The sequence below is a fragment of the Pseudomonas eucalypticola genome (genome assembly GCF_013374995.1).
Taxonomy (GTDB): domain Bacteria; phylum Pseudomonadota; class Gammaproteobacteria; order Pseudomonadales; family Pseudomonadaceae; genus Aquipseudomonas; species Aquipseudomonas eucalypticola.
Genome location: NZ_CP056030.1, coordinates 3,458,380 through 3,483,572, shown reverse-complemented (window position 1 = coordinate 3,483,572; position 25,193 = coordinate 3,458,380). Strand labels below are relative to the sequence as shown.

The window sequence follows — 25,193 nt, the reverse complement described above, 5'->3', positions numbered from 1 at the left end:
ATGCTCTGGGCCTGTATCCTGTTTCCACAGCTGGCGCTGGACAGCGCCCGGCGCCGCCGTGAAGACCCCGACGCGCCCCTGGCCCTGATCAGCGGCCCGGCCCAGCGCCGGGTGCTGCAGGCCGTCAACCCGGCGGCCAAGGCGTTGGGCCTGCGGCCCGGGCAGACGTTGACCGCCGCCCATGCCCTGAGCCGAGCGTTCGCCACCCTGGCCCACGACCCGGCCGACATCGATCAGTGCCAGCAATTTCTCGCCGCCTGGGCCTACCGTTTCAGCTCCCAGGTCAGCCTGCATTACCCCCGTGCCCTGTTGCTGGAAGTGCAGTCGAGCCTGGGCCTGTTCGGCCCCTGGCCGACGTTCGAGGCACGGCTGCGCGAGGAGCTCAAGGCCCTGGGCTTCAGCCACCGCATTACCCTGGCCACCAACCCCGTGGCCGCGCGCATGTTGGCCAATGTCCATGACGGCCTGGCGGTGCTGGAGACCACGGCCTTGCCGGCGGCCCTGGCGCCCTTGCCCATCGAACGCCTGGGGTTGCCCCGGGACACCGCCACGGCGTTCGCGCGCATGGGGTTGCGCAGTTTCGGCCAGGTTCGGGCCTTGCCCCGCGATACCCTGGCCCGGCGCTTTGCCGCCAGCGACCTGCAGCACCTGGATACCCTCGACGGCCTGCGCCCCCAGGCCCTGGCGTTTTATACCCCGCCGGACTTTTTCGAGCAGCGCATCGAACTGAATTTCGACGTGGAGTCCCATCAGGCCTTGCTGTTCCCCCTGCGCCGCCTGATCAACGACCTGGCCGCGTACCTGGGCGGTCGCGACAGTGGCGTGCAGCGCTTCACCCTGCACCTGGAGCACGCCGAAGGCGAAGACACCCTGGTGCCGGTGGGCCTGCTGGGCGCCGAGCGCGACCCCGGCATGCTCTTTGAGCTGGCGCGCGGGCGCCTGGAGCCAGTGCAGGTCAAGCGCCCGGTGCGTAACGTGCGCCTGGTGGCCCGTGACCTGCCGCGTTTCGTGCCCAGCCACCAGGCCCTGTTCGACGCCCGCCCGCAGCAGTCCCAGGCTTGGGAGCAGGTGCGCGAACGCTTGCGGGCACGCCTTGGCGATGACGCCGTCAGCGGCCTGGCGGCGCGCGCCGACCATCGCCCGGAACGCGCCTGGGTGCCCCAGGCCTTGCCCAAGGCGATGGCCGTGGGCGAGTGCCCGGCACGCCCCGGCTGGTTGCTGGCCGAGCCCCAGGCCTGGACCGATTGCGACATTCGTGTACTGGCCGGGCCCGAACGCATCGAGTCGGGGTGGTGGGACGGTGGCGATGTGCGCCGTGACTATTACCTGGTGGAGACTGCCAGCGGCCAACGTGCCTGGGCGTACGAAGCCGTGGGCGAGCAGGGCCGCCTATGGCTCCAGGGCTGGTTCGCATGAGCCTGGGCTACGCCGAACTGCACTGCCTGTCCAACTTCAGTTTCCAGCGCGGTGCCTCCAGCGCGCAAGAACTGTGCGAGCGTGCCAAGCGCCATGGCTACCAGGCGCTGGCCATCACCGACGAGTGCACCTTGGCCGGTATCGTGCGCGCCTGGCAGGCCGCCAAGGCCTGTGGGCTGCCGCTGATCGTGGGCAGTGAAATGCGCATCGACAACGGCCCCAAGGTGGTCTTGCTGGTGGAAAGCCTGGCCGGTTACCAGAGCCTCTGTCAATTGATCACCCTGGCCCGACGCCGTGCCGCCAAGGGCGAGTACCAGGTGCTGCGCGAAGACTTCGGCCAGGTGCCGCTGGACGGCCTGCTGGCCCTGTGGCTGCCCGACAACCCCCGTGACCTGGCGCCGGGCCACTGGTTGCGCGGGGTGTTCGGCGAGCGCCTGTGGCTGAGCGTGCAACTGCACCGCGGCCCCGATGACGCCCGGCGCCTGCAGGAACTGCTGGCCCTGGCCGCGCAGTTGAAGCTGCCGGCCGTGGCCAGTGGCGACGTGCACATGCACGCCCGCGGGCGCCGGGCGCTGCAGGACACCATGACCGCCATCCGCCACCACTGCACCGTGGCCGAGGCCGGGCAGCACCTGTTCGCCAATGGCGAGCGGCACCTGCGGCCCCTGGAAACACTCGCGGAACTCTATCCCCAGGCCTTGTTGGACGAGACGGTCTATATTGCCCGGCGTTGCACCTTCGACCTGGGCCAGCTCAAGTACCAGTACCCCCGCGAGCTGGTTCCAGAGGGGCATACCGCCGGTCAGTGGCTGCGCGAGCTGACCGAGCGCGGCATGCGCTGGCGCTGGCCCGAGGGGCCGACGCCCCAGGCTCGTGCGCAGATCGACAAGGAGCTGGCGCTGATCATCGAGCTGGGTTACGAGAGTTATTTTCTCACCGTGCACGACATCGTGCGCTTTGCCCGCGAACGGCAGATTCTCTGCCAGGGCCGCGGCTCGGCGGCCAACTCGGTGGTGTGTTTTGCCCTGGGCATCACCGAGCTGGACCCGGCGCGCATGAACATGCTGTTCGAACGCTTCATTTCCAAGGAGCGCAACGAGCCACCGGACATTGACGTCGACTTCGAGCACGACCGTCGCGAAGAAGTACTGCAGTACGTGTTCAACCGTTATGGCCGGCGCCGCGCCGCCCTCACGGCAGTGGCCAGCAGCTACCGTGGTGCCGGCGCCATTCGCGACGTGGCCAAGGCCCTGGGCCTGCCGCCGGACCAGGTCAACGCCCTGGCTGACTGCGTGGGCCGCTACAGCGACCGCGTGCCCCCCGTGGACCGCCTCGACGAGGCCGGCTTCGACGCCGCCAGCCCGGTGTTGCGTCGGGTGCTGGCATTGACCAGCGAACTGATGGGCTTTCCGCGCCACCTGTCCCAGCACCCGGGCGGCTTCGTCATCAGCGAGCACCCGCTGGACACCCTGGTGCCGGTGGAGAATGCCGCCATGGCCGACCGCACCATCATCCAGTGGGACAAGGACGACCTGGACGCGGTGGGCCTGCTCAAGGTCGACGTGCTGGCCCTGGGCATGCTCAGTGCCCTGCGGCGCAGTTTCCAATTGCTGTACCGCTACAGCGGCCGCGAGCTGACCCTGGCAAGCATCCCGGCCGAGTGCGAGCGCACCTACGCCATGATCAGCCGGGCCGACACCGTGGGCGTGTTCCAGATCGAGTCGCGGGCGCAGATGGCCATGTTGCCACGGCTGCGCCCGCGCACGTTCTACGACCTGGTGATTCAGGTGGCCATCGTGCGGCCGGGGCCCATCCAGGGCGACATGGTTCATCCCTACCTGCGCCGACGCGCCGGCAAGGAGGTCGTGGACTACCCCTCTGAAGCACTGAAGAAGGTCTTCGAGCGGACCCTGGGCGTGCCGCTGTTCCAGGAGCAGGTGATGGAACTGGCCATCGTCGCCGCCGACTACAGCCCCGGCGAGGCCGACCAGTTGCGCCGTTCCATGGCCGCCTGGAAGCGCCATGGCGGCTTGGAACCGCATCAGGTGCGCCTGACCCAGGGCATGCTGCGCAATGGTTACAGCGAGGCTTTCGCGCAGAAGATCTTCGAGCAGATCAAGGGCTTTGGCAGCTACGGCTTCCCCGAGTCCCACGCAGCCAGCTTCGCACTGTTGACCTACGCCAGTTGCTGGTTCAAGTGCCACGAGCCGGCGGCCTTTACCTGCGCGCTGATCAACAGCTGGCCCATGGGCTTCTACAGCCCCGACCAGCTGTTGCAGGACGCCCGCCGTCACCAGTTGCAGACCCGTGCCGTGGACGTGCGCCACAGCGATTGGGACTGCACCCTGGAACCGAGCGGGGAAGCGCAGCCAGCCATTCGCCTGGGGTTGCGGATGATCCGCGGTTTTCGTCAGGAAGACGCCCTGCGTATTGAGCAGGTGCGCGCTCAGCAGCCGTTCAGCGATGTCAGCGACCTGTGCCTGCGCGCTGGCCTGGACAACCGCGCCCGCGCCTTGCTGGCCGATGCCGATGCGCTGCAAGGGCTGGCCGGCGACCGTTTTCGTGCGCGTTGGGAAGTGGCCAGCGTCGAGGCGCAACTGCCGTTGTTCGCCGACCTGCCAAACCGGCGCGACACCCCGGTGGCGCTGCCGGTGCCCAGCGTCGGCGAGAACCTGGTAGCTGACTACGCCACGGTCGGCACCACCCTGGGGCCCCACCCGCTGACCTTGCTGCGCCCGCAGTTGGCACGTTTGCGCTGTCGCAGCTCCCAGGACTTGATGAACGTCGAGCATGGCCGCCCTGTCAGCGTCAGCGGTCTGGTCACGGGACGTCAGCGCCCGCAGACCGCCAGCGGGGTGATTTTCGTCACCCTGGAAGACGAGTTCGGCATGATCAACGTGGTGGTCTGGAACGACCTGGCCCAGCGCCAGCGCAAGGCCTTGGTGGGCTCGCAGCTGATGCAGGTGCACGGCCGGCTGGAGTGCGAGAGCGGCGTACGCCACGTGATCGCCGGCAAGCTCACCGACCTCAGCGGGCTGCTGGACGGCCTGGACACCCGCAGCCGCGACTTTCGTTGAAGCCGCGCCGGGCAGGGCGCCCGGCGCGGCGGGGCATCAAGGTCGCCGTGGGTGGGCGGCGCTGCTGAACAAGGGTTTGAAGTGCTGCTCGGCCTGGAGCCGTCCGATGGGGCCCCGGTGGATCTGCGCTTCATTGCCTTGGGCGGCCTGCCACTGCCGCCCAAGGCCACGTTGGCGGGCCAGCTTCAGGTGCGCCACGGTGTAGCTTTCAAAGCGGGTGGCGCCCAGCGGGTAGTGGAAATGGGCAAACCACAACGCTTTGGGCGGCTGCTGGCCGAGATCGCGGATCTCGTATTCGACGACGAAATCAACGGCGTCGGCATGGCCGGGCAGGCGGCCGTTGTCGACGATGTCCACCCGCCCGTGGGTCAGCAGGTAGTCCAGGTCACCGGCTTGAGGGGCTGACCACGCCAGGGTGGTTTGCAGCCGGCGGCGTTGCCCGGCCGCCTCGAGCTCGATGGCTTTGCGGGTCAGCGCTTCGATGCAAGGTTCCTGGGGGGCCAGTTCGGTGAGCTTGCCAGCCTGGTCGCGCAGCCGTCGGGCCAGGGCCTGGTAGGTGTGTTCCAGGTTGCGGGGGCTGTAGTTGATATAGCCTTCGGCCGTCTGGATCTGCCCGTCGATGCCTTGCAGCAGGGCCTGGGCCTGGCTCAGTTCGCGCTGCAGGTCGCGGCCCTGGGTCGCACGCTGGGGAGCCGGGTTCAGGTGGCGGCCGCGGCCGTCGGCGCCGATGGCCCAGTGCTCCTTGGTGTTGTTGGCGCCGTCCAGGGTATACAGGCGCTCATTGGGCTGCAGCGTATAGCGGGACAAGGTCGCAGTGTCGTTCACTTCTTCGGCGACATAGTGCAGGTGGTCTGGGGTTTCGAAGGCGCGGCGCGCGGGTGCCCGCGGCGCGGGCCGGGTGGGTTTGCTCGGACTGGGCCGCGGCGGTGCCACGTCGGCGACTCGGTCCAGGCGCGCCAGCTCGGCGCGGTACGCTTCGATGATGGTGTCCAGGGCGGCCATGGCACGGGGGTACAGCGACAGGTCGTAGTACTGGGGATGCAGCACGCTGCTGGCTGCGATGAAGTCCTGGTATTCGACCACATGGTTCAGGCAGGTGGTGAAGATCTGACGTTGCTTGGCAGGCGACAGCAAGTCCTGCAGGTCGTCATGGTTGCGCACCGCGCGGTGGAAACGTTCGCGCAGCCGCGACAGGCGCACCAGGTGGTCCCAGCCCTCGACGCTTTCATCGACGATGTCATGGGTCAGGTCCAGCAGGTTGTCGATGCGCCGGTAGCGATAAAACGGGTGGTTGAGGATATCGAGGGTTTTCTGATGCTCACCGATCATGGTCGTGGCGATGGACTGCTCGCGACGGGACCAGTCGGCCAGTTCGGCCATGTGCCCGGCGATGCTGTCCTGCAGTTCGAGCATGCGCCGCTGGGTCGTGCGGACCCGAACCAGCAGGTCCTTGCGCCCGGGAATGTTGACCAGGGTTTCGGCGGCCACGCGAACTTCGTTGATCAAGCGGTCCAGCCGCGCTTTTTCCAGGTGCAGCAGGTTCTGTAGCCAGTTGCTGACCGAGGTGTTGGCGTCGCGCTGCAGGTCGTTGTGCATGCTGCGTTGGGTGCGGTCGCGGCACAGCCCCTTGATCTGGCGCAACATCTCCTCCAGGCCGCGATGGCCGGCGATCAGGTTGGTATGGATAAGCCGCGCGGCGACGAATCCTTCTTCAGTGGTTACATGCTGGGTCACCGCGTTGCTGTCGAACCCGGGCAGGGCATTGACCTGGTCAACCTGTTCGTCATAGCGACGCTGCAGGTTCGCCAGGCGTCGCGCGTCGTCCCGGGGTGAGCCGCCGGCCAGGCCGCCGTCCAGCAGCTTGCCAGTGACGGCGCCGTGACTGTCCCAACGGCCCTGGGCATCCAGGGTGATGGGCTGGCGGTAAGTGCGGGTGGCGGTACCGGCCAGGCGCCAGGTGTGGGCGGCCTCATCCCATTGCACCTGGTATGGCTGGCCGTCGCGAAGGATGAAGTCGCCCTGAGGCAGGCGATACAGCTGGCGATAGCGGCCGTGGCCGCCGGGCAAGGTGGCGGCGAAATTCAATTCGCCCTGGTATTCGTATCCGGCGAAGGGGCTGGGCTGTGCCGGGCCTGGGCTGCCGGGCCGGCGCAGGGGCGCAGGGCGCAGGCGCCGCGCGTGGGCCAGCAACTGCCCGGGCCTGGGCTTGGGCAAGGTGGCGTGGGCGCCGGGGGTCAGGCTCATGAGTGCGTCCATCAGTGCTTCGAGCACCGCCTGCACCTGCTGGCGGCCTTCTCGATCGTTGCCCTGGTGAAAGGCCAGCAGTGCGCCGCGTACCGCGCTGAGGCTGTCGTAACCCTGGATGAGGGTGCCTACCAGCGGCATCATCCCCAAGGCCATGCGGGTATAGAGCAAGGCATTGTGGATATTGCCCAGGAAAGTCTGCACCTCTACCTGGTGGTTGGTGCGCGAGGTCTCGCGGTTGGCGCGCAGCCAATGAGCCATTTGCTGAAGCAGCAGGTGGTGTGTCAGGGACCGGTCGGTGACGGGCTTGAATGGGAGCAGCACCTGGTCATCGCCATCCTGGTAGGCCCGCAACAGCCGGGCGACGTGGGCGTCCTTCTGCCCGACGGTCACGCGCTGGGCCAGGTAGTCGATGAAGTGTGGGTCAAGCAAGCCGGCGAACAGCGCCTGGCGCGCCGCCTCAAGGCTGGGGAACGCGCGCAGGGCCTTGTGCTGAGGGTAGTCGGCCAGGTACAGCAGGGTCTGGCCGGACTGGGGGTCGACGATGAACACCGCCCCACCCACGGCGGCCTTGCGCTGTTGGGTATCCGCGTGGGGCGCCAGGTACAGGCTGACCAGTTGCACGGGGGTCGTCGCGCACAGGTCGATGGCGCGTTCGAACAGGGCCTGGCCGGTGCTGTCCAGGCGGCTGGTGCGCGCGGCGATCAGGCTTTGCAAGTGCAGCATCAGGCGTATGGGTTCGCTCAGGCATTCACGGCGATATTCACGCTCGAATACGGGTTCGTCATGGCTGCCCACATACGCCTGGGTGAGGCACTGCGCATAGGCACTGGCCAGGTCGAGTTCACGCACCAGGCGCGTCAGGTAGGCCTTGGTCAGGCCGGCGGTAACGGTAGCGCGCTCGGCTTCGGTGCCGCCCTGCACGGTGACGCGCCGGTAATCGAGTTGCTCGGCGACCCGGTCGTCGATGTTCAGCAGGCTCAAGGCTTCCAGGCTGAGGGTGATGCGCGCTTCGCTGGGGGTCAGCACCTCCTCGAAACGGGGCGTGTTGTTCAGGGTGGGCAGCGGGCGGCGGCTGTGGATGACCTCCACGGGCAGGTCCAGGCTGACCTGCAGGCTACCGCTGACCTGGAAATCGTCACGCAACCGGGCCTGCACCTTGGCCCGGGAGAACCGGTCACGGTCGGGGACTTCCCGTTCGTGCAGAGCCTGGGCACGCTCGCTGGCGTCCAGGTAGCGTTCGATCAGCTCGCGCCAGCGCTTGCGCTCGGCCACCGGCAGGGTGTCCAGCCAGCCCGGCAGCCTGCCACGCAGGGCCCGGCTGCGGTGGTGCTTGAGAATATAGGCGCTGGCACTGTCGCGGGCATCGTGGCGGGGCACCTGCAGGCGGTAGCTGCTGGCTTCGCACCAGTGACCCAGCTCCTGGGCCTGGGCATCGTCGGCACGCGGGTAGCGCTGCAACAGGGCCTGGGCCCCCTTGGCGATGTGCAGGCGAAGGCCGTCGAGGCTATGGGCTACCAGGTCACCGGTGAAAGGCGCAAGCGCCACCCGCGTACCCGGTGCCTCGCCGCGCAGCAATGCCTGTTCAAGGGTGGCCAGGCTGGCGAAGCGCTGCAGCCCTCCAGCCAGGCCTGGCCAGTACAGCAGCAGGCTAGCGGGCGCAGGCGGGGCGATCACTACCACGCCGGGCAACGCTGTTTCGCCGCCGCTCGGCCCCTCCAGCGTCAGGGTAGCGCAGGCGTCGCCGGTGCCCGCCAAGGCGTCGCTCAGCACTTGGCGTTCCGGGCCGGTAAGTTGCCCCAGCGCCAGCTGGATATCGCCTTCGGCGTGCAAGGCGTCCCGGTGGGCCTGCTGCAGCGTGCGGTAGTGCAGCTGCTGGTCCAGTTGCAGCAAGGCGTGTGGTGTCTTCACGTTCAGCAACGAGGCGGTCGCTGCCTGGGCACGGTTCTGTGCGTCGAGGCGGCGCTCCAGGTGAGCCTTCAAGGCACGGGCCGCCGGTACACTGTCGTCGCCGATATAGTGCTCGCCCAGCAGGGTTTCATAGGCGTCCAGGTGCAACTGGATCATGGCTTCACGCTCGGCGGCAGGCAAGTGCGCGGGAAAGTGTCCGAAGCCAGGCGCCCAGTGCAGGTCCACGTCATCGGCCGGTGGGTGCGACGGTGTCGGCAGCGGTCGCAGCCTGGCAGTGACGTTCAAGGCATCGGCTGCTGGCTGCAGCGCTGGCAGCGTGCCGCTGATGGCTTCCTGCACGGAACGTTGGGGCATCCAGGTGACCAGGGCCACTTCCGCGAGCCCCTGCCACAGGTCGTGGGCGTGGCGCATGAGCCAGGCGTCCAGGGCGTTGCGATCGCTGAAGTACGCCAACGCCGGTTGCGCGGCGGGGTTGAACAGCAGGGGGCCGGTGGCGCCCGTGTCGTGGCTGATGACCAGCGCGCCGTGCAGCGGGTGGTGCTGGCCATTGGCATCGACCGCAGCGATGCGATTGACGGTAAGCGCCGTGCTGTCGCCGTCGAGTAGTTGCCGGGCCTGGGCCAGAGGCTGGGAGGGCAGGCGGGTCTGGGCCCACTCCCAGTCCAGATGTGCGTGCAGCAGGCGCAGGTAGTGCTGCGTGGCAGCCATGCGGCGCGACAGTGGGGTACCGGTTGCCCGGTGGTTCCAGTAGCTGTCCCAGCCGTCGGCCGGTGGCCGTGGCGCAGCGTCGAACAGGGCAAGCAAGGCTGCGAGCGCCTCGTTGCCGTTGTCCACGGCGGTCTCCAGCAGGCTGGGGTCGACAATGTCCAGGTGGGCGGGGGAAGGGTGCGGTGGGTTGCAGTCATGACAATGGCCTCCATGGCCGGGGAAGCAGCGCCAGCCGCTGCTTTATCCTCGGTATTGGATGCCATGCCTGACAGGGCGGTGCGGCATATATGTGCCGCCGCGCGGGGCGATCAGGGCTTTTCGCCTGCCAGGATCCTCGTTGCCTGGGCCGCGGTGAGCGGGTAGTCGAAAAAACGTTGGTAGAACGCCTGGGTCAGCGGCCCCATCTGCACATCCTGAAATAAATCGGGGTGCAATGCCTTGGCCGCCCACGGCAATTGCAGGGCGATCTCGGTGCCATAACGGTCCCAGGGAAAGACGCCGGCCGGGTTGCGCAGCACGTGCCCGTTGACCACGGCGGGCACTTGCCGCAGCAGGGGCACCTGGTCGAGCGAACCGGCGTCGGCGGCCAACAGGATGACGTCGGGTTGCCAGGCCAGGATCTGCTCGGCGTTGACCACCTGCAGGTTGCCCTTCAGGCCCGCGGCGGCATTGCGCCCGCCGGCCAGGCCAATCCAGTCATCGATCAGGGTGCCGGCACCATCGACCTTCAACGGCTTGAGCGAGGCAATGTGCAACACGCGCGGGCGCTGTTGCGCCGGCAGCGCGCGCAGGCGCTGGGTGATGGTTTCGACTTTTTGGTCCAAATAGCGGTCATAGGCCTGCGCCCGTGCCAGTGCCTGGGGGCTGCCCAGCGCCTGGGCGCTGGTCAGCAGCGAGCGCTTGAGCCCGGGCAGGTCATCGAAACCCATGTACACCACCGGGATACCGGCTTGTTCATAGGCCAGCGCGTGCCGGTCGCCGGTGCTGGCAAAGACCAGGTCGACCTTGGCCGCCAGCAGGCTTTCGACATTGAAGGCGGTACCGTCCACCGTCAGCGCCTGGTTGAGCGATGGCTGTACGGCGAACATCCAGGGCTGGCGCCCGGCATGGTTGACGGTGGCGACGATACGGTCGCCGGCGCCCAGGGTCATCAGCAAGGCATGGTGGGCGAACCAGGCGTCGGCGATGTGCCGTGGGTGGTCAGGCACCGTCACCGTGCGGCCCTTGTCATCCACCACCTGGCCGGCCAGGGCCGTGGCGCTGACCAGGCCCATGGCCAGCCACAGGCCGCGCAGCCTCACAGGTCCACCTGGATCGACGCCTGCAGCATGCGCGGCGCACCCAGCTGGGCGCTGGCGTTGCCCGCCGCACTGTAGCCGTTCAGGCCACCGGGCACGATGTTGGTCCAGTAGCGTTCGTTGGTCAGGTTGGTGACCTCCAGGCGGTACACGGTGTTGCGCTGCATCAGGCGAGTGGTGAAGCTGGCGCCCAGGTCGAAGGTTTCGTAGCTGGACACCCAGTGGCTGTCGGTGTTGTCAGTGGGGCGCGGGCCCACGTAACGGGCGTTGACGTTCACCGCCAGGCCGGGCACCTGGGGCACCTGGTATTCGGTGAGCAGGCTGGCGGTGTAGCGCGACAGGCCCACGATGCGCGTGTCGCTGGTGGCCGCGCTGCCGGTGTCGAGCACCTTGGGGTCCAGCCAGGTGATGCCGCCGAACAGGCGGACGTTGCTGCCGACCTTGCCGTCGGCCATGAATTCGAGGCCACGGTTGCGCTGCTCGCCAGCCACGGCGTAGTCCAGGTTGGTCTGGGTAAACGCGTAGGGCCGCTTGATCTGGAAGGCCGCTAGGGACAGGTTGACGCCCTCCAGGGCCAGCTTGCCGCCGATTTCCCACTGGCGGCTGCGGTACGGGGCCAGGATAGTGTTGGCGTTGGTGGTGCCAGTGGGGGCGGTGTCACCCTGCTGCAGGCTGTCGGCATAGGTGACGTACAGGGTCAGGTTGTCGACCGGTTTGTACATCAGGCTGCCGGCACCGCTCAGGCCGTGGTCGTCGGAGCCGCTGCTGGTGGCGCCAGTCTTGCCGTAGTTGCGCACCGACATCAGGCTTTGGCTGCCCGTCACCATCAGGCTCCACTGCGGGGTGAAGGTCAGGGTGTCGCCGACGATGAACGAGCGCTGGGTGGCAGTGGCCGAGTGGTAGCGGTCGGTGAAGTCGGGGTAGTCCGGTTCGTTGAAATTGACCGGGTCGTTGAGGCTGGCAGTGCCCAGGGTCTGGGTGGCGCCGTCGACGGGGTTGTAGTTCTTCCAGTCGAACCCGCTGAAGCCGAGGGTCAGGTCATGGCGCACCGAACCGGTCCATTCGGTGCCGTTGAGGTTGGCCAGGTAGCTGTTGATGGTGAAACGGCTGGCGGTGGCGGTGGCCACGGTGCTGGTATAGGTGCCGCTGGTGGCGGCCAGGGTGTTGGTGACGGCAGTGGATTCGCGGTCGGCGATCTGGCGCAGCAGGCCCACGTCCAGTTTCCAGTTGCCGTTGAAGTCATGCTTGATGTGCACGCTGGCGGTGTCGGTGGTGTCGTTGTCGCCGGCGTAATTCTGCCCCAGGTTGTGCCGAGTTGGGTCCAGGGCGCCGGGGAAACTGGCATTGGTGGCCAGGGCGAACTTGCCCGGCAGGCCCTTGGCCAGGTAGTTGTAGTGGCTGAAATGGGTCTGCACCACCGTGTCGTCGCTGACCTGGAAGTCCAGGGCCAGGCTCACCAGTTGCCGGCGCAACGTGCTGCCGGGGCTGTAACTGTGGCCTTGCTCGTCGAGCAGGTTGAGGCGGTACTTGATCTTGCCGTCGGGGTCGAAGGGGCCGCTGAGGTCAGCGGCTTTCAGCCAGCTCAGGCCTGTGCCCACGCCCACGGTGACGCGGTTCAGGCGCTCGTCGGTGGGGCGCTTGGAAATGAAGTTGAAGGTGCCTGCCGGGTTCGCCGGGCCGTACAGCGAGCCCGCCAGGCCATTGAGGACCTGCACGTCGTCGAACTGCTCGGCGGGGTAATCGGTGGTCGAGACCACGTTGAGGCCGTCCAGGCGGCTGTTCTGCACCACGCTGCCCTGCAGGCCGCGGCTCTGGGGGCGCGCGCCGTCGCCCTGCACCGAGGGCAGGTAGCGCAGGATGTCCTTGACGCTTTTGAGCTGTTGGTCCTGGATCAGGTCGTGGGGCACCACGTTGATCGAGTAGGGGGTGTCCAGCAGGCGTCGTTCACCCAGTGGGCCAAGGTTGGCACTTTTCTCGCGGGCCGCGCGGGCATCCTCTTCGGCCTGGGTTTCCTGGCTGCCGGTGACGTTGACCGCGCCCAGTTGAATCGGGGTGCTGTCGGCGGCGTGGGCCAGGTTGACAGCGGCCGCCAGCAGCAGCGGGGCATAGGGGAGATGCTTCATGCAGTCACTCTCACAGGGGAACGAAAAATCGGTGGTGGTCGCTGTCGATCTGGCGCACGGGCACGCCGTACAAGCGCTGCATCAGCGCGGCGTCGATGACCTGATGCGGCGGGCCGTCGGCGATCAGGCGCCCCTCATGCAGCACCCAGGCGCGGTTGGCGCCGGCCAGTGCCTGTTCGGGACGGTGGCTGGTGGTGAGAATGGCCAGGCCGCGGGCGGCCAGCTGTTGCAGGCGCTCGAGCAGGCGCAACTGATGGCCGAAGTCCAGGCCGGTCACGGGCTCGTCCAACAGGATCAACCGCGCTTCCTGCACCAGTGCCCGGGCGATCAGCACCAACTGCCGTTCGCCGCCCGACAGTTCGGTGTAGGTGCGCGCGGCCAGGTGTTCGATGCCCATGGCCTGCAGCGCCCGGCCCACGGCGTCGAGATCGGCGGCAGCGGGCGCGCGGCCCAGGCCGGTGATGGGCAGGCGGCCCTGGGTGACGATCTGGCCCACGGTGTAGGGAAAACTGGGCACATGGCTCTGGGGCACGTAGGCCAATTGCCGGGCGATGCTGCGCCGGTCCAGGCGCTGCAAGGGCTGACCGTTGATTTGTACTTGGCCGCTGCCAGGCTTGAGCAACCCCAGCAGCACTTTCATCAGCGTACTCTTGCCGGCGCCGTTGGCGCCCAGCAGCGCGATGCAGTCACCAGGGGCGATGCTCAGGCTGACGTTCTCGAACAGCGTGCGTGCGCCCAGGCGGTACCCCAGGCCTTCGGCCTGCAACAGCGGTGGGTTCATAGCCAACCCCGGCGCACACGGTGTAGCACCAGCACGAAGGCCAGCGCGCCGAGCAGTTCGGTGACGACCCCCAGGGGGACCTCCCCGGCGCCCAGGCTGCGCGCCAGGGCGTCGGCGGCCAGCAGGAAGCACGCACCCAGGCCGGCACTCACGGGTAGCAGCCGGGTATTGCCCGGCCCCACCAGCAAGCGCGCCAGGTGCGGGACCAGCAGACCGACCCAGCCGACCATGCCGGCCAGGCTGACCGTCAGTGCGCTGATCAGCGTGGCCAGCACGATCATCCCATAGCGGATGCCCCGCACCGGTACGCCCAGGCTCAGGGCTTCATCGTCACTCAATGACAAGGCGTCGATGGCCCTGCCCAGCAGGCACAGCACGCCGATGGCCAGCACCAGCACCGGCGCGGTGAACGCCAGCGCGTGCTGGTCCACGGCGCTGAGGCTGCCCAGCAGCCAATAGACGATAGTGGGCAGTTGGCTCTGCGGGTCGGCCACGTACTGGGTGATGGACAGCAGCGAGGTGAACAGGGCGTTGGCTACGATGCCGCCCAATACCAGCATCAGGATCGAGGTCATGCCGAACAGGTTGCCGATGGTCACGCCCACCGCCACGGCCACCAGCCCGGTGGCGCAGGCCAGCAGGGGAATCCACAGGCCATGGAGGTCGGCGACGATGCCCACGGCGGCACCGAAAGCACAACCGCTCAGCACCCCCAGCAGCCCCGGCGACACCAGCGGGTTGCGAAACACCGCCTGGTACGCCGCGCCCGACACCGACAGCCCGGCGCCTACCAGGGCCCCGGCGACAACGCGTGGCAGGCGGCTGTCGAAGACTACGCTGTGCAGCAGGGTGTACTGATCCTCGGGCAAAGATGAAAGCCCGGTCCAGGCGCCGAAGAAGGATATCAGTTGCGAAAGAGGTACCGGATAACGGCCGATGGTCAAGGCCACCAGGCTGGCGACAATCACGGCAAGCAGGCTGAAAGCCGCAGGGTAGAGCGGGGTAGCTCGGGGCATCGGGAAGGGTCGGGTGGTGGCGGTGTAACAAAAAGTATATAGCGGTCAGGGGGAATGGACTAGGTCGTACATTGCAATCTTCATGGAAGGCCACCCGCTTCAGTCACAAAAAAGGGCCATGTTCACCCAGGGGGAGCAGGTGGCATGGCCCAACGCGGGGCGTCGAGCAGTTGGTAACCTCGACGGCCGGCAATGTATCAGCGGGTCAGATCATGAACCAGCGAACAGAACGCAATGATATATTCCGTTGCAAGCAACAATGCGGCAGCCACCCACGTCCGTCAGCCCTTCAACAACTGCCGGGCGCGGGCAAAGCACTTCTCCGCGACTGCCGACCGCGGTTCCGTGCGGCGCATGATCAGCCCCAGCGGCGCCAGCACCTCGGCATCCGGCAGCTCCAGCACGCCCATGTGCTCGCTCAATCCTTCGAACCCCCCCTCCAGCGGCATCACCGCACAGCAGAACCCTGCCTGCACGGCCTGGATCAGCTGAAAGGTGGAATCGCTTTCCAGCACCGGCCGCGGGGTCAGCCCGCGGCTGCGAAAGCTCAGGTCCACCGATTTGCGAAAGTGCATACCGTTGAGGATCATCCCCAGCGGTAGCTCGGCGGCGGCCTCCCAGCTGATCTGCGGGTTGTCGAAGGTGAAGAAGCGCGTGTCATAGAGCACGCCGATGCGCGTGGACGACAGTTCGAAAAATTCGAAATGGCTGGCGTTGACCTGGTCCAGGTAACAGATGCCCAGGTCCACCTGGTTGTTGGCCAAGGCGGCGACAATATCGTCGCTGGTCATGGTCGACACACTGAACCCCAGCTCCGGAAAGTCCTTGGCCAGGGCCTGGATAAACTGGGTGGTGTTGAAACTGCTCAGGGGCACCATGCCCAGGCGCAAGTCGCCGATCAGTTGGCCACGGCACGCGGCTGCTTCGGCATACAGGCCATCGTGGGCGGCGATGAGCGTACGCGCCCAGGCCAGCACCCGCTCGCCCGCCGGGGTGAAGCCTTCGAAGCGCTGGCCACGGTTCACCAGCACGATGTTGAGTTCATCTTCCAGGTTGCGCAGGCGCATGGACAAGGTCGGCTGGGTGATGTTGCAGCGCGCCGCAGCCTGGCCGAAGTGGCGAGTCTGGTCGAGGGCGATGAGGAATTTGAGTTGTTTGATATCCAAGGGCATTACCGGGTGATCAGTCGGGCGGGTGGGCGGCTAAGGCCCAGGCGCTGTTATCCCTGTGGGACCGTCCGTGAGCAACCGGTTCAGCCGCCGGTCATGTTCATGAAGCGTACCACCTGTACGTCATCATTGAGCTGAAAGTCGTGCCGGTAGGGCTTGATCTTCATGGCGTCGACAATGGCCTGTTCGACCTTCTGAGGTTGGCCCGGGTGGGCACGCAGCACGGCCTTGAGGTCCACGGCGTGCTCGTTGCCCAGGCACAGCAGCAGCCGGCCCTCGACAGTGACGCGCACGCGGTTGCAGGTGGCGCAGAAGTTGTGGCTGTGGGGCGAGATGAAGCCGATGCGAATGGCCGGGGCTTCCGCCAGGCGCCAGTAGCGCGACGGGCCCTGGGTGGATTCGGCGGAGTCGAGCAAGGTATAGCGCTGGCTGATGACCTCACGCACCTGGGCGCTGGAGAAAAACGCCCCGGCACGGCTGTGCTCGCTGATCACCCCCAGCGGCATCTCTTCGATAAAGGAAATGTCCAGGCCACGGTGGATGGCGAACGCCACCAGGTCGTTGATCTCGTCGTCGTTGCGGCCCTTCATCACCACGCAGTTGAGCTTGGTGTGGGTAAAGCCGGCGGCGTTGGCTGCATCGATTCCCTCGATGACCTTGTGCAGGTCGCCGGTGCGGGTCAGCTCGCGAAAGCGTGCCGGGTCCAGGCTGTCGAGGCTGATGTTCAGGCGGTTGACCCCGGCATCCTTGAGCGGCTGGGCCAGGTGGCCCAATTGCGACCCGTTGGTGGTCATGCACAGTTCACGCAGGCCGGGCAGGGCAGCGATGCGTTCGCACAGCCCGACGATGCCCTGCCGCACCAGCGGCTCGCCACCGGTGAGACGGATCTTGCGGGTGCCCAGGGCAACGAAGCGCTCAGCCAGTTCGGCGATCTCTTCCAGGCTGAGGATGCGCTGGCGCGGCAGGAACGTCATGTCCTCGGCCATGCAGTACACGCAACGGAAGTCGCAGCGGTCGGTCACCGACAGGCGCACATAGTCGACGCGTCGGGCGAAGCCGTCGATCAGCATCCGGTCAGCCATGTACACCTCTTTGGGCAAATTATGTATCCAGAATAAAACGCCACGGGCGCCAGGTCTAATTACTTCGAGCGAATAAATGATCGATGGGGTCTATCGTCAAGTGATAGAGCCCGTCGATCATGCGGTCACTAATAGCGATTGGACACCTGTGCGACCCGGGCATAGCCTGACATTCTGAATTCATTGCCTCACGGAGTGCCCCAATGTCCCAGGTCGAACGCTATAAACCCTATAAAGGTGCCGCCGCTGGCTGGGGCGCCCTGGTGGCGGTGACGCGCAGCTGGCTGGGCAGCAAGAAGGCACTCACCAACATCCGCGCCATGCTCAAGACCAACCAGAACGGTGGTTTCGACTGCCCGGGGTGCGCGTGGGGCGAGTCGCCGGAAAACGGCATGGTCAAGTTCTGCGAGAACGGCGCCAAGGCGGTGAACTGGGAAGCCACTGGCCGCCTGGTGAACCCGGCGTTCTTCGCCAAGCATTCGGTGTCGGCCCTGGCGGCGCAGACCGATTACTGGCTGGAGTACCAGGGTCGCCTGACCCACCCCATGCGTTACGACGCTGCTACCGACAAATACGTGGAAACCAGCTGGGAAGAGGCCTACGCGCTGATCGCTCGCCACTTGAACGCCCTGGAGTCGCCGCACCAGGCCGAGTTCTACACCTCGGGCCGGGCCAGCAACGAAGCCGCGTTCCTGTACCAGCTGTTCGTGCGTGCCTTTGGCACCAACAATTTCCCTGACTGCTCGAACATGTGCCACGAAGCCAGTGGCGTGAGCATGAAAGAGACCCTGGGCGTGGGCAAGGGGACCGTGGTGTTCCACGACCTGGAGCACGCCGATGCCATCTTCGTGATCGGCCAGAACCCCGGCACCAACCACCCGCGCATGCTTGAACCGTTGCGCGAAGCGGTGGAGCGCGGCGCCCAGGTGATCTGCATCAACCCGCTCAAGGAGCGTGGCCTGGAGCGTTTCCAGCACCCGCAGCACCCGCTGGAAATGCTCGGCAACGGCTCCAAGCCCACCAGTTCGGCCTACCTGCGCCCGGCCCTGGGCGGCGACATGGCGCTGTTCCGCGGCATGGCCAAGTTTCTGCTGCAATGGGAGCGCGACGCCCAGGCCAGCGGCGAGCCGGCGGTGTTCGACCACGCTTTCATTCAGGAGCACACCACCGGGATGGACGCCTACCTGGCCGAAGTCGACGCTACGCCGTGGCCGCACATCATCGAGCAGTCGGGCCTGAGCCTGGCCGATATCGAGATGGCTGCCGCCATGTACCGCAAGGCCGAACGGGTCATCATGTGCTGGGCCATGGGCCTGACTCAGCACAAGCACTCGGTGCCGACCATCCAGGAAGTGATCAACGTACAACTGTTGCGCGGCAACGTCGGCCGCCCAGGTGCCGGCCTGTCGCCGGTACGTGGCCACAGTAACGTGCAAGGCGACCGCACCATGGGCATCGACGAGAAACCCTCGAAAGCCCTGCTGGACGCCATCGAGCAACGCTTCAAGTTCACTGTGCCCCGTGAAGTGGGGCACAACGCCGTGCAGGCCATCGGCGCCATGGAGCGCGGCGAGGCCAAGGTGTTCATCGCCCTGGGTGGCAACTTCGCCCAGGCCACCCCGGATACCCCGCGCACCCACGAGGCGCTGCGCAAATGCGACCTGACGGTCCATATTGCCACCAAGCTCAACCGCAGCCACCTGGTCACGGGGCGTGATGCGCTGATTCTGCCGTGCCTGGGTCGCACCGAGATCGACGTGCAGGTCAATGGCCCCCAGGGCATCACCGTGGAAGACACCTTCAGCATGGTGCACATTTCCCACGGCCAGCTGAAACCGCGCTCGCCGGCCCTGCGCTCGGAACCGGCGATCATCGCCGGCATGGCCGCCGCCACCCTGGGCAACCACCCGGTGGACTGGCATTGGTTGGTCGGCGACTACAGCCGCATCCGCGACCTGATCGCCGACACCCTGCCAGGCTTCGCCAACTTCAACGAGCGCCTGCAGCACCCGGGCGGTTTCCACCTGGGCAACAGTGCTGCCCAGCGCGTATGGAAAACCGCCAGCGGCAAGGCCCAGTTCACCGCCAGTATCCTGCCGGACGACCTGGTGAACGCCGGGGTGCGCAAGATGAACGTCACGCCGGACCTGATCTTGCAGACCATGCGTTCCCACGATCAGTACAACACCACCCTGTACGGCCTGGACGACCGCTACCGCGGTGTGTATGGCATGCGTGACGTCGTGTTCGTCAGTGAAGCCGATATCCGCAAGCTGGGCATGCAACCGGGTGACAAGGTCGACCTGGTAGCCCTGTGGGACGACAACCGCGAGCGTCGGGTCAAGGGTTTCACCTTGATTGCCTACGACATCCCCGAGGGCCAGGCAGCCGCCTACTATCCGGAAACCAACCCGTTGGTGCCGTTGGAAAGCTACGGTGACCGCACCTACACACCGACCTCCAAGTTCATCGCCATCAAGGTGGAGAAGGCCAGCGCCAGCAGCCTTATTTCGGCGGCTGTCGCCTGATCCAGCAACAGGCGCCAGAATTGCCCCTTGGGCCTGAATTTCTCCGAGGCATCGTGTTCCAACAGCGATGCCCCGGAGAATGGACGCCATGAACCCACCCCGCCGAACCCTGCTCAAGGCCCTGCTGGGTGCCTGGACCGCCGCGCACATCCCCTTTGCCCTGGCTGAGCCGGTAGGCAGCCAGGCCCAAGGCGATTTCCTCGCCCTGTCGGCCCTGATCGCCGGTCAGCAAGCCCTGGACCGCGACTTGGCCAATGCCCTGCACGTGGCCCTGACCCAGCAATACCCTACCTTCGCGGAGCAGGCCAGTCAGTTGCTCAGACTGATGGAAGCCCGCCACCTTGACCCCGCCACCCTTCAGGCCACCCTCGACGCCGAGCAATCGCCTCTGGCCAAAGTGCCCAGGGTGTTGGCCCGTGCCTGGTTCATGGGCGTGGTAGGCAGCGGCACCCAGGCGCGCTGCGTGGCCTACGAGCAGGCCCTCAATGCGCGCATGGTCGCCGACGTGCTGCAGCCGCCCAGCTTTGCCTTGGGCGGCTATGGCGTGTGGGCGGCCAAGCCCCAGGGGAGCGCCGAGCATGGCTGAAGCCCTGAGCGCCGATGTCGTGGTGATCGGCAGTGGCATCGTCGGCGCCACGGCGGCGCGGCGCCTGGCAGAGCGGGGTGCTTCGGTGTTGATCCTGGAAGCGGGCGGCGAGATCGACCATGCCCAGGTGGTGGCGGCATTTCGCGCCTCGCCACGCAAGCACGACTGGCTGGCGCCGTACCCCTTCCATGACTGGGCGCCACACCCCCTCTACCAGCCCGAGCCCAACGACTACCTCGACCAGGCCGGGCCTTATCCTTATCAGACCCAATACATCCGCGGGGTGGGTGGCACCAGTTGGCACTGGGCGGCGCAAGCCTGGCGCCTGCTGCCCAATGACTTTCGCCTCAAGAGCCTGTATGGCGTGGGGGTGGACTGGCCCTTGAGCTACGACGACCTGGAGCCTTTCTACCATCAGGCCGAACGGCTGATGGGCGTGTCCGGTGCCGACAACACCGGCTCCCCGCGTCGCGACCCGCTGCCCATGGCCCCCGTGGCCGAACCCTACGCCATGGCGCGCATCCGCGAACGCCTGGCGCCGGCCTACGTGGTAGTAGGCAATACCGCGGCGCGTAACAGCCAGGTCTACGATGGCCGGCCGCCGTGCTGCGCCAGCAACAGTTGCCAGCCCATCTGCCCGATCAATGCCCAGTACCACGGCGGCATCGCCATCCAGCAGGCGCTGGCCGCCGGCGTGCGGTTGCAGACCCGAGCGGTGGTGTACCGCCTGGAGCATGATGAGCAAGGCCGGATCGTCGCCGCGCACTATTACGACCCCGACAAGCAGACCTACCGGGTCACGGGCAGTACCTTCATTCTCGCCGCCAACGGCATCGAGAGCCCCAAGTTACTGTTGATGTCCGCCAGCGAACGCTATCCCCAAGGCCTGGCCAACGGTTCCGGAAACGTAGGCCGCCACCTCATGGATCACCCCAGTACCTCCCTGAGTTTCGACGCTGATGAGGAACTGTGGCTAGGCCGGGGTCCGCAAAGCCCCAGCTCCATCAATACCCTGCGCGACGGTGACTTTCGCCGCCATCGGGCGGCCTATCGGCTGGACTTCACCAACGTCTCCCGGGTGGATACCGCGACCGAGGCGCTGCTCAAGGCCGGGGTCTACGGGCCAGCGTTCAAGACCCAACTGCGCCACCGCGCGGCGTTCGAAATGAGCGTCAAGGATGTGCTGGAGCAACTACCGCACCCGGACAACCGCGTCACCCTCAGCGACCGTCGTGACAAACTGGGCCTACCCACGCCGCGCCTGCACTATGCCATCGACGACTACACCCGGCGCGGCGCCGAGGCCTCGCGCCGGGACTTCCTCGCCATCGCCCGCTTGATGGGGGCCAGCAACCTGCGCCATAGTGCCGACGGCGCGTTTTCCAACAACCAGCACATCACCGGTACGTTGAGCATGGGCGACGACGGGGCGCGTTCGGTGTGCGATGGCTTCGGCCGCTGCCATCAGCATGACAACCTGTTTCTGTGCGGCACTGGGGTGATGCCTACCTCGGCCACCGTGAATTCGACCCTGACCGCCGTGGCCCTGGCGTTGCGCAGTGTGGGGCAGATTGATAACTGAAACTCATCAACTGCTTTGAAAAACAAATTTATCAAAACAATGTTCCAGCGGGACAATCGGTGGTGGCTTGCCAGCGAGCTTCTCCAGTTCCCAGCACCTAATAACAACGAGGTATCACCATGCAAGACGTCGTCATCGTCGCCGCCACCCGCACCGCGGTCGGCAGTTTCCAGGGCGCCCTGGCAGCCATCCCGGCCGTTGACCTGGGGGCCGCCGTGATCCGCCAGTTGCTGGCCCAGACTCGCCTGGACGGCAGCCAGGTGGACGAAGTGATCCTCGGCCAGGTGCTGACCGCCGGCGCTGGCCAGAACCCCGCGCGCCAGGCCGCGATCAAGGCCGGACTGCCCGCCGCCGTGCCGGCCATGACCCTGAACAAGGTCTGCGGCTCGGGCCTCAAGGCGCTGCACCTGGGCGCCCAGGCGATTCGCTGTGGCGACGCCGAGGTGATCATCGCCGGTGGCCAGGAAAACATGAGCCTGGCCAACTATGTACTGCCGGGTGCCCGTACCGGCTTGCGCATGGGCCACGCGGCCGTCGTCGATACCATGATCAGCGACGGCTTGTGGGATGCGTTCAACGACTACCACATGGGCATCACTGCCGAGAACCTGGTGGACAAGTACGGCATCAGCCGTGAAGCCCAGGACGCCTTCGCCGCGCAGTCCCAGGCCAAGGCGGCGACCGCCATCGAAGCGGGGCGCTTCGTGGCCGAGATCACCCCCATCCTGATACCCCAGCGCAAGGGCGACCCCGTGGCCTTTGCAACGGACGAACAGCCCCGCGCCGGGACCACGGCCGAGAGCCTGGCCAAGCTCAAGCCGGCGTTCAAGAAAGACGGTACCGTCACGGCCGGTAATGCTTCGTCGCTGAACGATGGCGCCGCCGCCGTCATCCTCATGAGCGCCGCCAAGGCCCGGCAACTGGGCCTGCCGGTGCTGGCGCGCGTCGCCGCCTATGCCAACGCGGGCGTCGACCCGGCCATCATGGGCATCGGCCCGGTGAGCGCTACGCGCCGTTGCCTGGAAAAGGCTGGCTGGACCCTTGAGCAACTGGATTTGATCGAAGCCAACGAAGCCTTTGCCGCGCAGGCGTTGGCGGTGGGGCAGGAACTGGGATGGGACGCTGCCAAGGTCAACGTCAACGGCGGTGCCATCGCCTTGGGCCACCCCATTGGGGCATCGGGGTGCCGGGTGCTGGTGACGCTGCTGCATGAGATGATCAAGCGCGATGCCAGAAAAGGTCTGGCCACCTTGTGCATTGGCGGTGGTCAGGGCGTGGCCTTGGCGCTGGAACGTCCCTGACAGACCGGTGACGCGGCCTTGCGGCCGCGTCAGGCCCCGCGCTTAGTCGGCGCGGGTCGCATGGGCCCAGCGGTAATCCAGGCGCGGCACCCGCACCTTGATCCGGCGCTTGGCCGGGGTCAGCACCGGCTCATGGACCGGTTCCGGGTCACGCAGGAACACGGTCATCACCGCGCTCAGGGCATACAGCCCGGAGAACGCCCACACCACACCTTCCAGACCGAACCGCTCGCTGAAGATCGCCACCACCGCTGGGCCTACCCACGTCGAAGCACCCGCGCCCAGGCTCAGCACCGACAGCGCGGCCGCCTTGTTCTGCGGCGCCAGCGCCGGGGCCAGGGCCGACAGCGGCACGAAGCAGGCCAGGGTCAGGCCATAGAACGCACCGAACACCGAGGCCAGCATGAAGTTGTGCGGAAAGGCCTGGGGCATGAAGAAGAACAGCGGCGTACTGATGGTGCTGCCCACGGCGCCCAGCCAGAGGATGGTGTTGCGGTAGCCGATGCGCGTGCTGATGACGCTGGACGTCATGTTGCCGATGATGTTGAACACGAACACGATGGTCAGCAGGCGTAGCCATTGCTCGAGGCTAAAGCCGACGGTGTGCATGAAGAAGCCGGGCATCACCACCAGGAAGCCGAACATCGACGCCGTGTTGATCACCCGCACGAGACCGGCCAGGGAGACTTTTGGCTGGGTCCACATGATGGTGATGTTCTTGGCCATCGACACCAGCGGCTTTTCCCCTTCTGGTGCCAGGCGGCGCAGGCCGTGGGCTTCGCGCATGCCGACCAGGCCGATCGCGCCGCCGATCACCACCAGCCCGAACGACAGCCAGAACGTTTGCAGCGCGCCGATCAGCGGAATGCTGATGCTCGCCACCAGCGAACCCAGGGTTGGCAGGCCGGCCGCGTAGGCCACCCAGAACCAGCCCACTGCAAGGCCCATCTTGCGCGACGGCGTGGCCGCGGCGATCCAGACCAGGAAGCCGTAGGCGAACAATGGGTAGCCAAAGCCGCGCAGGCCATAGGTGAGCAGGATCATCGGATAGCTGAGCTTTTGCAGCCCGTAGACCAGGAACAGTGCTTCGAAGACGCTCCAGATCAGCAGGCCGAGCATCATCACGCGCTTGGGGCCCCACAGGTTGGACAGCGCACCCGCAAGCCACGACGAAATGCCGACGGTGACGCCATACAGGGTGAACACCATGGCGATATGGTTTTCGGCCATGCCGCGCTGGCTGAGGAAGGGTGAGAGGTAACCGAGTTCGACGCCGTCGCCGATCATGAAGATCAACAGGCCAACGAAGCCCCAGAAGAGGGGGTAGGGAATGCCGATTTTATCGCACAGGCGGGCGAGGGGAGAGTGCGGAGTGGATTGATCGCTCAATGTTCCGTTTCCTTGTGTGCAGCAGGTGCTTGGGCGCACCCATGAATGGCCTCAATGAGGTTGAAGGGCAGGTTTACGCCGCAATGGCGTGGGTAAAGCGACCGGATGAAATGGAAATGCAGGATCGACGAAAAACGCGTTCGATACCGGGGTGATTTCTATTTTTTGTGGGGATTCGAGTGGTTCACCTTTTTAGTTATCGCACCTGAATCGGTTGAGCGCAACCGTTTGCGGGATGACTGCCTGCGACATCGCGCCCGGTTGTCAGGCCTCTGGCCACCATGGGACGGGGGCTTCAGGCACATGAAAAAAGGGTCGCTGTTGTGTCATTTTTTCTAACGCACCGGCTATCGCGTCGCATGTGCGGGGGCAATTACTTTGTGGGGTCAGCCATGGAGGGCAGACTCATGAACGGCAAATGCAGAGCGTTTTCGCTGCGTACGGGGCGCTTCAGCCAGTGTGGGCAGATCTATACGGTCACGACGGTCACCGAGGGTCGAATAGCGCATTTCGAGGACTTAGGGCTCGGTCGCCTGCTGGTAAAGGAAATGCGCGCGGTTGAGCAGGCGGGGCGGTTGTCATCGCTGGCATGGGTGGTGATGCCTGATCATTTGCACTGGCTATTCGAACTGCGCAGCGGATCGTTGGGCGACGTGGTCGGGCGCGTCAAGGCGCGCAGTGGTTACGCGATCAACACGCGGCTGGCGTTACAGGGGCCGTTGTGGCAGAAGGGGTATTACGACCGCGCGCTGCGCAAGGAAGAAGATCTCAGGCAAGCCGCCCGGTACATCATTGCCAATCCACTGCGTGCAGGATTGGTCCAGCGTGTAGCCGACTACCCCCTCTGGGATGCCGTATGGCTGTAGCAGCGGACCCGGCCGCGTCCCGAGCACCGCGCAGTTTCAGGCACACCGCATGTGCCCCGACGCGGCCAGGTCCGCTGCTACGGCGCTATCTGCAACGGCTGCGGCCGCGTCCTGGG

Annotated in this window: 15 protein-coding genes; 7 read left to right on the top strand and 8 right to left on the bottom strand. The window is 66.3% G+C overall.

Going from position 1 to position 25,193, the window contains the following annotated elements; genetic code table 11:
* Together HWQ56_RS15475 and HWQ56_RS15470 are read left to right on the top strand one after the other, a co-directional pair.
* The gene (locus HWQ56_RS15475) at positions 1–1,416 is read left to right on the top strand and encodes a Y-family DNA polymerase (RefSeq protein ID WP_158157923.1); all 1,416 of its coding nucleotides are present in this window, start codon (positions 1–3) and stop codon (positions 1,414–1,416) included.
* Positions 1,392–4,493, top strand: a complete 3,102-nt coding sequence (locus HWQ56_RS15470) for an error-prone DNA polymerase (RefSeq protein WP_199267148.1) — start codon at positions 1,392–1,394, stop codon at positions 4,491–4,493. Before HWQ56_RS15475 ends, HWQ56_RS15470 begins: the two co-directional genes overlap by 25 nt.
* Before the next feature lie 36 nt (positions 4,494–4,529).
* Here the strand turns inward: HWQ56_RS15470 and HWQ56_RS15465 are convergent, their stop codons facing one another.
* The 7 genes from HWQ56_RS15465 to moaA all read right to left on the bottom strand — a co-directional run bounded on the left by HWQ56_RS15465 (position 4,530) and on the right by moaA (position 16,825).
* Complete coding sequence (locus tag HWQ56_RS15465; RefSeq protein ID WP_176571062.1) at positions 4,530–9,482, bottom strand: dermonecrotic toxin domain-containing protein; 4,953 nt, start codon at positions 9,480–9,482, stop codon at positions 4,530–4,532.
* A gap of 182 nt (positions 9,483–9,664) precedes the next feature.
* Positions 9,665–10,657: an ABC transporter substrate-binding protein gene (locus HWQ56_RS15460; RefSeq protein WP_245217760.1), complete on the bottom strand. Its 993-nt coding sequence runs from the start codon at positions 10,655–10,657 to the stop codon at positions 9,665–9,667.
* On the bottom strand, positions 10,654–12,777 hold the full coding sequence (locus HWQ56_RS15455) for a TonB-dependent receptor (RefSeq protein WP_176571061.1): 2,124 nt from the start codon (positions 12,775–12,777) through the stop codon (positions 10,654–10,656). The genes HWQ56_RS15460 and HWQ56_RS15455 overlap by 4 nt, the downstream gene beginning before the upstream one ends.
* A gap of 10 nt (positions 12,778–12,787) precedes the next feature.
* On the bottom strand, positions 12,788–13,558 hold the full coding sequence (locus HWQ56_RS15450; protein ID WP_158157814.1) for an ABC transporter ATP-binding protein: 771 nt from the start codon (positions 13,556–13,558) through the stop codon (positions 12,788–12,790).
* Positions 13,555–14,574 carry a FecCD family ABC transporter permease gene (locus tag HWQ56_RS15445; protein ID WP_176571060.1) on the bottom strand — a complete coding sequence of 340 codons (1,020 nt, stop codon included), beginning with the start codon at positions 14,572–14,574 and terminating at the stop codon, positions 13,555–13,557. The genes HWQ56_RS15450 and HWQ56_RS15445 overlap by 4 nt, the downstream gene beginning before the upstream one ends.
* A 281-nt stretch (positions 14,575–14,855) precedes the next feature.
* Positions 14,856–15,740, bottom strand: a complete 885-nt coding sequence (locus HWQ56_RS15440) for a LysR family transcriptional regulator (RefSeq protein ID WP_176571059.1) — start codon at positions 15,738–15,740, stop codon at positions 14,856–14,858.
* Between the two features lie 86 nt (positions 15,741–15,826).
* Complete coding sequence (gene moaA, locus HWQ56_RS15435; protein ID WP_158159195.1) at positions 15,827–16,825, bottom strand: GTP 3',8-cyclase MoaA; 999 nt, start codon at positions 16,823–16,825, stop codon at positions 15,827–15,829.
* Positions 16,826–17,028: 203 nt separating this feature from the next.
* Here moaA and HWQ56_RS15430 point away from each other — a divergent pair, with 203 nt between their 5' ends.
* The 4 genes from HWQ56_RS15430 to HWQ56_RS15415 all read left to right on the top strand — a co-directional run bounded on the left by HWQ56_RS15430 (position 17,029) and on the right by HWQ56_RS15415 (position 22,822).
* Positions 17,029–19,353, top strand: a complete 2,325-nt coding sequence (locus HWQ56_RS15430) for an FdhF/YdeP family oxidoreductase (RefSeq protein ID WP_176571058.1) — start codon at positions 17,029–17,031, stop codon at positions 19,351–19,353.
* A gap of 88 nt (positions 19,354–19,441) precedes the next feature.
* Entirely contained in the window at positions 19,442–19,939 is a 498-nt protein-coding gene (locus tag HWQ56_RS15425; protein WP_245217759.1) for a sorbitol dehydrogenase family protein, read from the top strand.
* Complete coding sequence (locus tag HWQ56_RS15420) at positions 19,932–21,521, top strand: GMC family oxidoreductase (protein WP_176571056.1); 1,590 nt, start codon at positions 19,932–19,934, stop codon at positions 21,519–21,521. Before HWQ56_RS15425 ends, HWQ56_RS15420 begins: the two co-directional genes overlap by 8 nt.
* 119 nt (positions 21,522–21,640) lie before the next feature.
* Complete coding sequence (locus HWQ56_RS15415; protein WP_158159199.1) at positions 21,641–22,822, top strand: acetyl-CoA C-acetyltransferase; 1,182 nt, start codon at positions 21,641–21,643, stop codon at positions 22,820–22,822.
* A gap of 42 nt (positions 22,823–22,864) precedes the next feature.
* Here HWQ56_RS15415 and HWQ56_RS15410 read toward each other — a convergent pair whose 3' ends face one another.
* Positions 22,865–24,211 (bottom strand): MFS transporter, encoded by a 1,347-nt coding sequence (locus HWQ56_RS15410; protein WP_158159200.1) that lies wholly within the window; start codon positions 24,209–24,211, stop codon positions 22,865–22,867.
* Positions 24,212–24,618: 407 nt separating this feature from the next.
* Between HWQ56_RS15410 and HWQ56_RS15405 the strand changes: the two genes are divergently transcribed.
* Positions 24,619–25,077: an REP-associated tyrosine transposase gene (locus tag HWQ56_RS15405; RefSeq protein ID WP_158159201.1), complete on the top strand. Its 459-nt coding sequence runs from the start codon at positions 24,619–24,621 to the stop codon at positions 25,075–25,077.
* Positions 25,078–25,193: the final 116 nt, after the last annotated feature.

What these genes read in the sequence shown, in the direction of transcription:
- HWQ56_RS15415 (WP_158159199.1), top strand. Translation starts at nt 21,641, where the DNA reads ATGCAAGACGTCGTCATCGTCGCCGCCACCCGCACCGCGGTCGGCAGT.
- HWQ56_RS15420 (WP_176571056.1), top strand. Translation starts at nt 19,932, where the DNA reads ATGGCTGAAGCCCTGAGCGCCGATGTCGTGGTGATCGGCAGTGGCATC.
- HWQ56_RS15450 (WP_158157814.1), bottom strand. Translation starts at nt 13,558, where the DNA reads ATGAACCCACCGCTGTTGCAGGCCGAAGGCCTGGGGTACCGCCTGGGC.
- HWQ56_RS15430 (WP_176571058.1), top strand. Translation starts at nt 17,029, where the DNA reads ATGTCCCAGGTCGAACGCTATAAACCCTATAAAGGTGCCGCCGCTGGC.
- HWQ56_RS15470 (WP_199267148.1), top strand. Translation starts at nt 1,392, where the DNA reads ATGGCTCCAGGGCTGGTTCGCATGAGCCTGGGCTACGCCGAACTGCAC.
- moaA (WP_158159195.1), bottom strand. Translation starts at nt 16,825, where the DNA reads ATGGCTGACCGGATGCTGATCGACGGCTTCGCCCGACGCGTCGACTAT.
- HWQ56_RS15475 (WP_158157923.1), top strand. Translation starts at nt 1, where the DNA reads ATGCTCTGGGCCTGTATCCTGTTTCCACAGCTGGCGCTGGACAGCGCC.
- HWQ56_RS15455 (WP_176571061.1), bottom strand. Translation starts at nt 12,777, where the DNA reads ATGAAGCATCTCCCCTATGCCCCGCTGCTGCTGGCGGCCGCTGTCAAC.
- HWQ56_RS15405 (WP_158159201.1), top strand. Translation starts at nt 24,619, where the DNA reads ATGAACGGCAAATGCAGAGCGTTTTCGCTGCGTACGGGGCGCTTCAGC.
- HWQ56_RS15425 (WP_245217759.1), top strand. Translation starts at nt 19,442, where the DNA reads ATGAACCCACCCCGCCGAACCCTGCTCAAGGCCCTGCTGGGTGCCTGG.
- HWQ56_RS15445 (WP_176571060.1), bottom strand. Translation starts at nt 14,574, where the DNA reads ATGCCCCGAGCTACCCCGCTCTACCCTGCGGCTTTCAGCCTGCTTGCC.